This window comes from Bacillus sp. REN16 (genome assembly GCF_020731355.1).
GTDB lineage: Bacteria > Bacillota > Bacilli > Bacillales > Bacillaceae_L > Ferdinandcohnia.
The window spans coordinates 54,320-68,025 of record NZ_JAJFZK010000012.1; the positions used below are offsets into that span (position 1 = coordinate 54,320).

Sequence of the window (13,706 nt, forward strand, 5' to 3'; positions counted from 1 at the left end):
CTCCCCTTTTTAACGAGTCTCATTGATTAAAGTTCGTAATTTTAAGGAAAACATACATCATAACACACTCACAATTCTATTCGGGGTCACAAAGTAAAGCAGTTTATCCGCTACTTTTTCACCAGTCATACGTTCCCAAATTTGTTGATAGAAGTCGATTTGAGTTCGGTAATATTTCGTAAGTTCAGGCAGCTGTTCAATGTCCTTAGGCCGATCCGTTTTATAATCCACGATTTTCCAAACACCATTTAGCTTATACACGAGATCAATGATTCCACTAACAAAAAGCGTCCCCGCTTTGTCCTCATTTTCAACGAACTTATATAAAGGGTCAACAGCATCGATTTTCAGCATAAATGGAACCTCTGTTAAAACTTCATCAGCTATTTGAAGCTCCGCCCAAATCATCGATTGTTTGAAACGATCAACAGCTTGTGCAACTTTGCCCATTCTTCCTAATGAAATTTCATGCTTATTTAAAATTGAGATTATTACTTCTTCGGCTTGCTCTCCCTTGACAATCTTTTCAAACACTTCGTGGATGGCTGTTCCCCATGCCCGGCCCCCACCTTCTTCACGCTCTATCCCAAGCTTAAAAATATCTTGTTTGTCTTCAGTCGGACTATATGTTGAAAAAGAAGATTGTACCCGATCATCAATCCATTCAAGTAATCCCTGCGTTTCTTCTACAAATTCTTCACGGGTGATGAGACTTGCACCTTCTTTTTCCTCATGAAGCAATTCAGGTACTTCAATCTCCTCAAGCCCTGGTAAACCATCAAGAAGAAGGTTCCATGGATTTTTATTATTTTTTGATTCAAAAGCGCTAATAATCATTGCTTTTTCTGCTCTTGTTGCTGCCACATACAGAACGCGAATTTCTTCTGCAAGCAAATACGCTTCCTCTGCATCGAGATAATCCTCCCAACGAAGAGGCTGTGCAACAGGTTTTCGCGCAAAGCCCTGTTTTCTCTCAAACATAAAATATCCCGTCGATGATTGCTCCTCACGTCTAATATGAAACCATATTTTATTGCGGACTTCCGGCTTTTTACCTGGGTGGGCCAAGAACACAATCGAAGCCTCTAAGCCTTTTGCTTTATGGACATTCATAATTCGTACGGCATTCTCATCTTCCTCTAGATTGATGACTTTTGTTTTTTCTTCGATTTGCTTTTTCAAAAATTCGACAGCCTGACTGAAGGTTGTAGCTTCGTCTTCCTCTCTCCCCCGCAATACTTCAATTATTTGCAGAAGATTTGTCGTCTCTCTTTTTCCATAGCCTTTTGTCAAGAACAATGGATACAGACCGATATCCCCGATTATTTTTTCAATGGCCACTACTGGGGAAAAGGTTGTTTTCCATTTGGCATATTGTTTCAACTTTGATAGCGCCCCTTCTATCTGTTGCATTGTTTCGGCATGTAAATTGTCAGGAGTCTGAGCGTACAGGAAAAATGCTCCCCCTGCCTGCCCCCATTGGAAAAGCTCTTCATCGCTTATACCAAACCAAACACTGCGTAAAGCGGCTACCAATGCAATTTGATTGGTAGGATCAACAAGTGCTTCAAGAAGCAGAATCAGATCCTGGAACTCTAGAATTGTGCCTATTGCCATTTCACCGCTAATACTGACCGGTATTCCAGCTTGCTCAAGTTTTGTGGCATACACATCCATTCCATCCTTTTGCCTAGTTAAAATCATAATTTCCCCAGGCTCGTGACCTTCACTTATTAATTTTTGAATATATGCGGTTATGCTTGTCGCATCTTCCTCAACCGTAATTGTTTTATTTTTTGCGAATTCATCTGCTAAAACCAGTCTTTTAATCCCTGAAAACTCAGATGGACTTGCTTCCTTATAGGAGAAGAGCGGACGATAGGAAGCCTGGTGAACAGTCTCTCCTTCAGGTAATTGTTCCTTAAAAACCTTATTCAGCAGACCTGTTACAGAATCTACTGTTCTAAAGTTCATGATCAACTGAAGCACTTCTCCGCCATGCACTTCAATCAATTCCTTCACCAGATTGTAGATATCGATATCCGCTCTACGGAAACGATAAATGGCTTGCTTCGGATCTCCGACAACAAATAGCGAGCCCGGACGCGGTTTGCATTTGGTCCAATTCTGTTCTGTTACATCCTGACCTGTTAAATAAAACATAATCTCCGCTTGAATCGGATCGGTATCCTGAAATTCATCAACAAGGAGCCGTTTATATTTCCCTTGAAAATACGAACGAACTTCTGCATTTCTCTTTAAAAGGGCTGCTGAACTCATTAACAAATCCTGAAAGTTCATCAACGCGCGTTCCTGCTTGAGCCTTTCATACTCTGCCTGTGCCCCTCGAAACATTTCAATCACAAATGGGTGGCAATATTCACTCCATCGTAATAGTAATGGCTGAATGTAAGACTCAAAAAAATCTGTGATTCTCGCATGATATTCCTTCGCATCCTCTTTTGAAGACCATTTATACTGTGTAACCGTTAACTTTTTATCAAACAACTGAAAAATCTTAATCTTTAATGCATCTGTTTTGTCATCATATCTGACATGACGAAGTGCATCATCAATAGCCTCCTGAAGATTGTCTGGACCTTTTGGAATATCATTCGGAATGCATCGACTTGCTTCTTTTAAAAGAATGACAAAGCGACGAAACACCTCATCAAGATTTGGCTTTTCAATCACTTCACTTGCCCACTCTACATCAGGATAATTCTTCATTTGACAAAAGCGTTCCATTAAATCTTTTTCTTGAAGCCCTAAATCCTTCATCATTCCTGATTTCTGTGGATGATTCTGTTCAAGCTTATGAGTATAAACTACCCAAGCAGCCTCAGCTAGTTGATCATCCTCTGTGTCCTCAAGTTCAGAAAAATGAACATCAATCCCTGCTTCAACAGGTCGCTCTCGAAGTAATCGTGCACAAAAGGAATGAACCGTTCCGATAAACGATTGTTCGATGCTTTGTAAGGCTTCCTCAAGTAAAAACTTCACATAAAGGTCTGTTTCCTCTTTACATTTTTTCTCGAGAACGGTTAAAAAACGGGTCTTAAGTTCATCCGCAGCTTTCTTTGTAAAGGTTATCGCGACAATCTCATCCATTTTTGCAGTCCCCGTATAAATCAGATTCACCATTCGATCAACGAGGCTTGTTGTTTTCCCAGAGCCGGCCCCAGCTTCGACAAGAAAGTTTTGATTTAAGACGGTTGTAATCTTGTCTCTAGCCTCTTGATCGATTATTACTTTAGTCATAGGCGCGCACCCCCTTAAAGCTTTTTAGTCCCTCAGCGGTTTCATCCTGTTGCTTTTGTTTTAAAGCATCCTTATTATAGGTGGACCTTCTGCAAACTTTTTTAAAGTCACAAAATTTACATTCATTTTCATCATCTGTCATGGTAAAATGCCCATGCCCCACAATGGAAAGGAGCTTGTCTAAAATATCTATACCATTAGTTCGTGTTGTTTCCTCTTGCTCCCGTACAAAACGTTTCCCAGCTCCTTTTCGAGTCGGGAATAAATACGAACTCTTTTTTACGGATCCACCATCTATTCCCAAATGGGCCTCAATCGCAAGGGTGTAGAGGAGGTGCTGGAGCTGCCTCCCGCCTTTAAAAAATTCCTTTGTATGATAGCCCCAACTGCTTCCCGTTTTATAATCAATGATATGGAAGGAACCATCTGACAGCTGGTCGACCCGATCAATAATTCCCCTTACATGAACTGTTCCAGAAGGAAGCACGATCACAGCTGGTGCGTCTTCCCCAAAGGAATATTCAAAATACAATGGTTCACCAAGCTCACTATTTTCCTCTTCAACTTTCAAAAAGGTTTCACACGATTCGATAATTTCCTCTGTTTCCAGTCTTTCCGTTCGGGCATTTGGTGCTGGAACCACCGTTTTTACATTGTCCATCCTTTTGTTCGCAATCTTTGTAAGAAGATCAATATGCTTTGTATAGGAAGGCTTTTCACAACGTATTTTGATTTCCTGATAAAATTTTTCGAAAATTTCGTGCAATAATGTACCCCTCGTTTTTGCGTCTAACCACTTCGTAGGATCATAGGATACATCCTCAACCACTCTTAATCGCAACACATTTTCTAAGAAATAGGCATAGGGACATTTCGCGATTTTCTCAAGTTTCCCTGCTGAAATTGTGATATCCGGTTTTTTTCGAGGGTCAAACATGGTCGTATCACTTTCAACTTTTCCCTCGTATACAGTAAACCCGGGTTCCTGCCTCATTTTTTCCGCATAAAGCCCTCTCGTAATATTTGAAAAATCCGCTAAAAAAGCTTCGTCAAGCCGCCCATTTTGAGAGTTTGTGATTTTCTCATACCACCAGTCTTCGTTTTCAAGAGTACCGGCTCGGTTTGCAATTGGCGCTTTCTTTTGTACAGTATTAAAATCGGCGGAATGTTCACCTGTTTGAATTCGATAGCATTGCAAAAATAAGTACGAAGGTGAAATAGCCCGATTTTCATTCATATCGTATCTACAATAACTTACGGTAATTTCATTGTCCGCTGCAGAGGCAAAAAGCTGCGCCATCGCATAAATATCCCTTTTTGATTTTTCTTTTTCAAAAGGCAGAAGTCTCCCTAACCTTTCTCTTTCAGTATCAAGGAGAAGCGGATCCTCCCCTGACTTCCCCGGAAACCGTCCATTGTCCAAACCTACAATAAATAAATGCTTTCGATTCAAATAAAGCCCATTTTTATAACTCGAAATATGTAAATATCCGGGCTTAGGGCGCGATTGGCCAATATGGATGGAGAGAAAATCCTCCTCAAATTTTTGCCATGCATGAGAAACTGCTTCGTTTCCATATGGAAGCAAATCCTCAATCCGTTCAAGTAAAACTTCTTTTGCCGCTTGGTCAAACCCAGATGAAATTTTACAGTAATTCATTAGAAAATACTTGATTGTTTTTAACAGGTCCCCATATAGGATAGTCCCGTCACCTTGGGCAGTTGGCATATGTTTAAACGTGGTGGAAAACCACTGAAAAAGCCAATGATAATCACCGATTCGGTTCTCTGGTTCGGATGCATCATTCATTTTAGCTTGGATTTGTGATAGATAACGTTCTTTTCCCCAGCTAATGTTCGCTCTCCGAAGCAGAGTTGCCCATTTTCTTTTTGAAGGTGCGTCTTCTTCCAAGTCAAGTAAATTTTCCTGAAGAAGCTTTAAAAAGGCCTGTACACTATAATAATCCTTTATCCAATCAAGGATTCCAGCCACCATTTTTCCTGGTTTTGTGAATCCAATCGGTATCCCTTCCCCAAAGGTCACTGGCACTTGTAAGCGCTCTGCAATGTGATACATGGCCGTAGCATATTTGGCGCTTGATGTATAAAAAATGGCAGCCTCATCAAATCGAATGTCTTTTTCCTTGATTCGAAAGAGTACTTCCTTCAACTCCGTTTCTTCCGTTTTTGCTGAAAAAAGGAATAGGCTTGGAACTGTATTTGGCGAATTCTCTACATCAAACAAATAGCTTAATGGCGTTTCGGCACCGAAAACAATCTTTGAAAATGCTGAACTTTCAGGTACTGCAATTCCATGTACTGCTTCTAATGGCAGATGAAAGCAGGTTGTTGGAAGAGCAACTTTTAAAAATTCCATTTGTACATACGTGAGTCTGAGGTTGCTTTGCAGAATGAAGATATGATTTCTAGAATGATATTTTCCTAGGGCATTCTGATAAAAGTCCGCCTCATCGGAAAGTTTATTTTTGTGTAGAAGCTGTTCGTAAGTCTCTAAAATGAGAATCATGTCTTCACCTTTACTAGGTGAGACAAATTGTTCTTTAACAAGTGTGCTGCTTCTGTATCCCGCAAGACGCAGTTTCTTGACTGTTTGATACATGCTTCGGCTAAAGGTTGGTGTGATTTCGACCTCGTGAAAATAGTTTAGGTTATCTTTAAGTTCCGTTAGGAGGGTAAACATTAAATGAGTACCAAGTGCGTCGCTCATGTGGTTATTTTGCAGGTTTGCTGTCGTATCTAGCGCAAGATCCTTGATTGTTTTGATTTTTATATTGATGGCATGATTGTTCTTTTGAGTAAACTGCCTTAAAATTTGCTCGCCAATCATATATGAATCCACAAGTAGAATTTTTTCGGTAAAAAAATGCTGTTTGCATATGGTTTCGAGGTGTTTAATTAGAACTTCCATTGGCTTCACTCTCCTATTTCATAAACACAATTTAGTCAAAATAAAAGGACGCCCAAATTTACATTCAGACATCCTTGTTGTGTTAGCTTATAATCTCTCTTATCTTCTTTATAGTATTCCCATTTATTGGTTCGCTAAACTTCCCATTTACACGTACGGCTGATCCGAAATGGTATTCGGTTGCGTGAACTTTCTCATGAAGCTCTGAAATATTATCTGGTGAGAGGCCGGATCCTAGCATAATCGCCGGTGATTGCATTTCACTTGATAGGGCTAGCATTGCTTTAAGGTTTTCTACACCATCTAATGCCTTTGGTGCTCCTCCAGAGGTTAACACGGTTTGAATGGACTCGCTGTATTTTTGAAGAGTTTTATAAGCTTCAATAATATCATTCGCCTCATCAATCGCACGATGGAAGGTGATCTTCATTCCACCAGCCGTCTTTAGCACTTTTTTCAGAAATGCTTCATCTATTTCCCCATTTTCAGTCAAGGATCCAAACACAATTCCAGCTGCCCCAAGCTCCTTGCATACCTTCACATCCTCTAAAATAACCCGCTTGTCATCTTCGGAATATGTAAATGAATAGCCATGAGGACGAACCATAACATGAACAGGTATAGAGACCGCTTGGACAACATCTTTAATAACACCATAGGATGGTGTTAAACCCCCTTCCATCATCGCGGTTACTAGTTCTAAACGGTTTGCGCCATGTTCCTCAGCTATTTTTGCATCTTCAGCATGTTGAACAATAATTTCGATTAACATCATTTACGTCCTACTTTCATTTTTTACGTAATTTGATCATCCTGTACATATAATAACCCATTGTTCCAAAAATAGACACGAAGAACCCAATCATTGACCACATGCCAAAACCTTCATTTCCTTTGGCGACATTGATCATTTCCCAAGCTCCAATCGTCAAAAAGAAAGTAAGAAAGAAATTCATTGTAATGAGCATTTTTCGTGAGTTTCTGTAAATGCCTTCAGCGTTTTCAGGTGTGACTTCAATAGGATAATTATGAATATGTGGAAATTTACTTAAGATAAACATCATCTTAAATAAAAAAGTGGCGATAATCGGCAGAATCAGGACACTTGCCTTTCCACCCCAACCATCTGGCTCCCCAGCAAAGTTAAAATGTGTTGGTACTCGATCTGGAATTTCGCCCCAATTCACAATGATAAATACATATATTCCTAGTAAAAATAAAATTGAGAGTGACTCTAACATTTTTTCATATAGCGTTTTCGGCAGCTTCAATACCGGTTTTTCAGACATAAAAACCACTCCTTATCATATTTTTTATACGAATAAGGAGCGGTAAAAGTTTCATTTTTGGAACATCCTCGTTGATATTTACTTCTTTCCGAATTGCATTCGAGCTCCTGCTAATTTTGTGAGGACGAAATAAGCAATGATGCCGAATCCAAGTCCTCCCAAGTGATAGGATAAGAGGCTTGGAAGTTCCTTGTACGCAAGAGACGAACCAATTACCATTCCACCTAAGAGGTAGAAACAGATGAAGACACCTGCTTTTAGGTACGGAAAGAGCTCCTCATAAGCCAAGACTTTCCCGTTATTCTCACTTTTGAATCGAGGCGATAATCGCTTAATCAAATATAACGAGATGAAAGTTACAATTATCGGAATGATGATTACAGATAATGAACTTAAAAAACCAGCTTGTTTCCAAACAAAAATTTCATTAATATCACGTTCAAAATCCATTAATAGCAATGGAAATGATAGACTTTCAACAAAGTTATCAAACTTTTGGATTCCGAAGTTTTCCTTAATAAATGAGTTTCCTGTGATCGCGATATAGTGCTGCGCAATACCCTTGATGACTAGGTTATATAGTCCATATGGCAAAAATAGAAAGATCAAACTGAATGCAAGTTGTGAAACATAGCTTGCTCCAATTAAGCCAATAAACAAACTAAACGTATATACGCCAGTTAAAGTTGCAAGTGCAAGTAAAAAGTAATATCCGAGTGCACCTAATGATAGATACTCATTCAGCACAGAATTCCCCAGGATAATCATTGAAATTACCACACTTACACCCAATGCCAATGCTAAATGAAAAACGCCAAAAATCCACTTTGAGAAAAAGATGTCACTTCTTTTATATGGTAATGCCAGCGTAAAATCCAGGCTTTGATTTGTTCGTTCTAAACCGATTAAGGATGTGGCCAATAGAATAGCTGCCAACACTTGAAATAATCCTACTTCTAAAAAGTTTCCAAAGTATAATGCATATGGGTCTGAATTGCCCCATTCGTCCCAGTGTAAAAGCGAATACTCCTCAATGCTTAAAAAATTATTCAGTTTATATGGAAAGTAAAGACAAACCAACCAAAGTGCCCACACTACAAACTTTGACTGCTTATAATTTCTAAGCCAAAGTGCTTTATTAAACAATGTCATCCCCTCCTAATGCCGACACAAACATGTCTTCTAACGACATATGCAATTCCTCCAAAAGTAATGGTTGTTGATCTTTTAAACTTGATATTATTTCTTCGGAATTTCCTTTTATTAAAAAGGTGTTTACACGTCCAATTTGGGACAGAATTTCTATGTTTGGAAATTGCTTGATTTCTTCAGGGATGCCATTTTCTTTAAAAACCACCTGAACTTTTTTATAATGAAGTCTCGCATCATCCATTGTGACGATTGATTCTACCTCGCCATCCTTTAATATAATGAGTGTATCTGCGATTTTTTCCAGTTCATCCAAATGGTGGCTTGAAATTAGAAGTGAAATCCTTGATTCAGACACTTCCTCTAAAAGAAACTGGAGAATTTTTCTTTTTACAATCGCATCAAGCCCATTTGTTGGTTCATCTAAAATAATCAGTTTTGCTCGAGTAGAAATAGCCAAAACGATAAATAACAAGGCCTTCATTCCACGTGAGAAGTTTCGAATTTTCCGCTTTTCCGGAAGATTGAAACGCTGTAAAAGCTGATAAAAATAATCTTTATCGAAATTCAGATAAATCGCTTCATATAAACTCACTAGCTCTTTGATACTGTACCCATTAAATGTTGAATTTGAATCAGGAACAAATACCATTTCCCCTTTAACCTCAGGGTTTCCTACAATATTTTTCCCTTGAAACAGAACCTCCCCTTGATCCGCATCTAAAATGCCAACGAGACTCCGTAAAAGTGTTGTTTTTCCCACTCCATTTCGTCCGACCAAGCCGACAATTGAGCCTTCACCAATTGAAAAGGAAATATTTTTTAAAATCCTTTCTCCCTCAATGCTTTTTGAAAGATTGTTAACATTAAGCATCCCTGTCCTTCCCCCCTAATTCATCGACATATTTCTCAATCCATTCTACAAAGGTTTCTTTATTTATCCCAAGATAAGAAGCTTCTACGAGTAAAAGCTTTAATGATTGTTTGATTTCCTCCACTTTTTCATCATCTACCCTTTTTGGAAGTTGTTTGGAAACAAATGTACCCTTTCCTCTTCTCGTTTCGATAATTCCTTGTCGTTCAAGCTCTTGATATGCTTTACTGACGGTGTTCGGGTTTATAAGTAAGGTCGAGGAAAGCTCACGAACACTTAATAATTTGTCATTCGGCTGAAGGACCTCCTTTAATATGAGTTCCTTGACTTGGTTTACAATTTGTTCCCAAATTGGTGTATTACTGCGTTCATCCAACTGAAAATACAAGCAAAACACCCCTTTCCGTTAACTTATTGTGTTTCAGGTGTATCATATCATGTAGTACACATATTACATTAAACGACATCTACTCTTACGTCAATATACATCTGCCTATTTTTAAAAAAATTGTATTTCGTATGTCGAAGTGCATCTGTTACACTAGAAAGGAAACACTTACATTCGTTTAAAGGAGAATACATATGTCTAAGTTCGAACAAATGCTTGAAAAATATGCTGATTTAGCTGTTCATGTCGGTGTTAACGTCCAAAATGGACAGAATCTTCTTATTAACGCACCTATTTCAGCTGCAGAATATGTTAGAAAAGTCGTCAAAAAAGCCTATGAGGCGGGAGCAAGAAATGTATATATAGAGTGGAATGATGACGCAATTACACGCACACGCTTTGACCTTGCACCAGATGAAGCGTTTCTGGATTATCCCATGTGGAAGGCAAAAGGAATGGAAGAACTTGCGGAAAACGGAGCAGCCTTTTTATCCATCATTTCGTCCAATCCTGATTTATTAAAAGGAGTTAATCCCGAACGTATTGCCAATGCGAATAAAACAGCAGGAAAAGCATTGGAAAAATACCGAAATTATTCCCAAGCAGATAAAGTAAGCTGGTCTGTCATTGCTGTCCCTTCTGAGAGCTGGGCTGAAAAGGTATTCCCAGACCTATCAGCTGAAGAACAGGTCGAAAAATTATGGGATGCCATTTTTCAAGCTACTCGTGTTAATGTGGAAGATCCTGTTCAAGCATGGAAAGAACATAATGCAAATTTACATGCCAAGGTTGAATATTTGAATAAGAAAAAATATCAAAAATTACATTATAAGGCTCCTGGAACTGATTTAGTTGTCGAACTGCCTGAAAGCCATGTGTGGATTGGCGGCGGTGGTGAAAACGAACAAAACATTGAGTTTGTTGCGAATATGCCGACTGAAGAAGTCTTTACAGTACCTAAAAAAGACGGAGTAAATGGATTCGTCAGCAGCACAAAACCTCTTAATTACGGAGGAAGTTTGATTGATCAATTTACAATCACCTTTGAAAATGGCCGAATTGTAAATGTGAAGGCCGAAACAGGTGAAGATATGTTAAAACGTCTTGTTGAGACGGATGAAGGCAGCCATTATTTAGGTGAGGTTGCGCTCGTTCCGCATAGCTCACCCATTTCTCAATCAAAAATTCTTTTTTACAACACACTTTTTGATGAAAATGCGTCCAATCATTTCGCGATTGGTAATGCATATGCCTTTTGCATTGAAGGGGGTAAAACGATGTCACGAGAGGAACTTGCTAAAAAGGGAGCTAACTCAAGTATCACTCATGTCGACTTCATGGTTGGCTCAGGTGAAATGGACATAGATGGCATCACTGCTGACGGCACTGCCGAACCATTATTCCGTAACGGAAACTGGGCATTTTAACATAATTGGCACCACTAGGACGCCGCTCCTTGTGGTGCCTATTTCTTATATTCCATATTTTGGGATGTCGGTGGGGATCCAAGCCCTCTAGGGATGAAATTTTTCCCAGCATTTAGGAAGTTAATGTTCTTAATGCCATCACTTTTGGATAACACTGGAAAAAACCCATTCATAAATCCCGTTTATCCCAACGTTTCTGGATACACCTGGAAAAACCCCATCCATAAAAAACGCACACACCCCAATATCCATCAAAATCAACCAAAAATTTTCTATCTGATTCTATTGATATTGTTTCAAGTTTGTGTAAATATAGATGACAAGACACTTGTAATTACACTCACCTAATTTCATCTATTTTTTATCAAATAATTCTACCTAAGTTTGTGAAATTTTTATCAAACTTATTTTTCTCAGGAGGCAAACTATGAATCAATTAAAATTACGAAAAATGTTACAGGACTTTCTACTAGAAGATATTGGTGAACAAGACTTAACAAGTCAATCCATTTTTCCGCTTGAACAAACGAGCCAAGGTGTGTTCATTGCCAAAGAAAATGGAATCATTTCCGGTCTGGCCATTATTAAAGAAGCGTATCACCTTTTAGATTCAACCATTCAAGTTGAGCTTCGTCTTTCTGACGGAGATCGTGTCTCAGCTGGAGATACAATAGCAACTGTAAGTGGTCCGACCACTCATTTACTTACTGGAGAAAGAGTCATTCTAAATCTCCTTCAACGTATGAGTGGGATTGCAACGGTCACACATCAATGTGTGGAAGCATTAAATGATCCTTCAATCCAAATTTGTGATACCCGAAAAACCATTCCAGGACTGCGAATGCTTGATAAATATGCGGTTGTATCTGGCGGCGGTAAAAACCATCGATTTGGTCTATATGATGGTGTGATGATTAAAGATAACCATATTGCCTATTGTGGCTCCATTACGAAAGCAGTTCAATCCGTACGTGAAAAAGTCGGCCATATGGTGAAAATTGAAGTTGAAACGGAAAGTGCGGAAGAAGTATTGGAAGCAGTGAATGCTGGGGCAAATGTCATAATGTTTGATAATCGCAGCCCAGAAGTGGTAAAGGAATTTGGACAGTTAGTCCCTAAGGGCATTATCACCGAGGCCTCCGGGGGAATTACCTTAGAAAATTTAGCAACCTACTCAGGAACAGGTGTCCACTATATTTCATTAGGATTTTTAACTCATTCCGTTAATGCTTTAGATATTAGTTTACAGGTAAAAGAAGGAAATAAAAAAATGTCTTCTACCAAATGAAGTCATGATTTCCTACTATAAGTCGGTGTCCAAATTCGCCAAGCCAATTTGATCATTAATATAACCTATGGGGGTAAAAGTGATGTCTCGTAGAAATTGGACTTTATCTCTCCTTTTTATACTTACTAGTGTACTGCTAGCTGGTTGCATGTATAAGGCAGAAGCCGGTTCTGTCGATACTTCGGATAAAATCCGTACAACTATTATCGGTGGAAGAACAGGTGGTGCATGGTCTGTTTTTACAGAAGGCATTGCTGAGTCGATTCGTCGAGAAAATAAAGGTTCATTGATTACAGTAGAACCTGGCGGAATCGTTGAGAATCCGGCAAGTGTAGGGATAAATAAAGTGCCATATGGAATCTCATATGCTATGACAGCCTTTTCAGCATACAGTGGAACAGAACCTTATAAACAAGCCTATCCGGATATACGCGCAATCAGTGTTGTGATACCAACTAACTATTACCAACTAATTGCACGCGGGGATGTGGAATTTGAATCATTAGATGAAGTGGTTGCAAAAAAAGCACCAATACGCCTTGCTGTTGACCAAAGGGGTTCTGCTGGTGAAATCATAACACGAGCGATTTTAGAAGAATACGGTGTAACATATCAAGATCTTGTTTCTTGGGGTGGTTCTGTTGATCATTTAAGTGGATCAACAACCTTTGAATTGATGGCGGATAAACGAATCGATACGACGGGAGATGCATTATCCGTTCCCTCTAGTGATATTCTTGAAGCAGCTGCGACAAATGATATGAAATTTATTACAATGGATCAAGATATTCTTCATGCCGCTGCGGAAAAATTAGGATTGGAACTAGGAACCATTCCCAAAGGAAGTTATGATTTCCTAAATCAAGATGTGAATACCGTGTATACTCCTGCAATTTTGATAGTTCACAAGAATGTACCCGAAGAAGAAGTGTACCGAATCACAAAAGCCATATATGAAAATTTTGAATACTTAAGCACAGTTCATAAAGAATTTAAAAATCTATCAGACGAAAACTTTAGTAAAGTTGGGAAGATCCCTCTTCATCCAGGTGCAAAGAAATTTCTACAAGAAAAAGGATTAATTCACGAATTTTAGAAGGG

Annotated in this window: 10 protein-coding genes; 3 read left to right on the plus strand and 7 right to left on the minus strand. The window is 38.9% G+C overall.

What is annotated here, in order from left to right; translation table 11 throughout:
- Positions 1-57: 57 nt before the first annotated feature.
- From LKW28_RS16940 to LKW28_RS16970, 7 genes are all read right to left on the minus strand, one after another.
- Positions 58-3,261 carry a UvrD-helicase domain-containing protein gene (locus LKW28_RS16940; protein ID WP_229141563.1) on the minus strand — a complete coding sequence of 1,068 codons (3,204 nt, stop codon included), beginning with the start codon at positions 3,259-3,261 and terminating at the stop codon, positions 58-60.
- Positions 3,254-6,190, minus strand: coding sequence for a PD-(D/E)XK nuclease family protein (locus LKW28_RS16945; RefSeq protein WP_229141564.1), 2,937 nt, complete (start codon positions 6,188-6,190; stop codon positions 3,254-3,256). Before LKW28_RS16945 ends, LKW28_RS16940 begins: the two co-directional genes overlap by 8 nt.
- An 82-nt stretch (positions 6,191-6,272) precedes the next feature.
- On the minus strand, positions 6,273-6,965 hold the full coding sequence (locus LKW28_RS16950; RefSeq protein WP_229141566.1) for a copper homeostasis protein CutC: 693 nt from the start codon (positions 6,963-6,965) through the stop codon (positions 6,273-6,275).
- A gap of 13 nt (positions 6,966-6,978) precedes the next feature.
- Positions 6,979-7,479 (minus strand): DUF1648 domain-containing protein, encoded by a 501-nt coding sequence (locus LKW28_RS16955; protein WP_229141568.1) that lies wholly within the window; start codon positions 7,477-7,479, stop codon positions 6,979-6,981.
- Positions 7,480-7,557: 78 nt separating this feature from the next.
- Complete coding sequence (locus LKW28_RS16960) at positions 7,558-8,625, minus strand: ABC transporter permease subunit (protein WP_229141569.1); 1,068 nt, start codon at positions 8,623-8,625, stop codon at positions 7,558-7,560.
- A complete protein-coding gene (locus tag LKW28_RS16965) occupies positions 8,618-9,502 on the minus strand; it encodes an ABC transporter ATP-binding protein (RefSeq protein ID WP_229141571.1) in 885 nt (294 codons plus the stop codon). The genes LKW28_RS16960 and LKW28_RS16965 overlap by 8 nt, the downstream gene beginning before the upstream one ends.
- Positions 9,495-9,890 carry a GntR family transcriptional regulator gene (locus LKW28_RS16970; RefSeq protein ID WP_229141573.1) on the minus strand — a complete coding sequence of 132 codons (396 nt, stop codon included), beginning with the start codon at positions 9,888-9,890 and terminating at the stop codon, positions 9,495-9,497. The genes LKW28_RS16965 and LKW28_RS16970 overlap by 8 nt, the downstream gene beginning before the upstream one ends.
- A 194-nt stretch (positions 9,891-10,084) precedes the next feature.
- Between LKW28_RS16970 and LKW28_RS16975 the strand changes: the two genes are divergently transcribed.
- The 3 genes from LKW28_RS16975 to LKW28_RS16985 all read left to right on the plus strand — a co-directional run bounded on the left by LKW28_RS16975 (position 10,085) and on the right by LKW28_RS16985 (position 13,701).
- Positions 10,085-11,317, plus strand: coding sequence for an aminopeptidase (locus LKW28_RS16975; protein WP_229141575.1), 1,233 nt, complete (start codon positions 10,085-10,087; stop codon positions 11,315-11,317).
- 427 nt (positions 11,318-11,744) lie between these two features.
- On the plus strand, positions 11,745-12,605 hold the full coding sequence (gene nadC / locus LKW28_RS16980) for a carboxylating nicotinate-nucleotide diphosphorylase (protein ID WP_229141576.1): 861 nt from the start codon (positions 11,745-11,747) through the stop codon (positions 12,603-12,605).
- A gap of 82 nt (positions 12,606-12,687) precedes the next feature.
- Complete coding sequence (locus tag LKW28_RS16985; RefSeq protein ID WP_229141578.1) at positions 12,688-13,701, plus strand: TAXI family TRAP transporter solute-binding subunit; 1,014 nt, start codon at positions 12,688-12,690, stop codon at positions 13,699-13,701.
- The last annotated feature ends 5 nt before the right edge of the window (positions 13,702-13,706 follow it).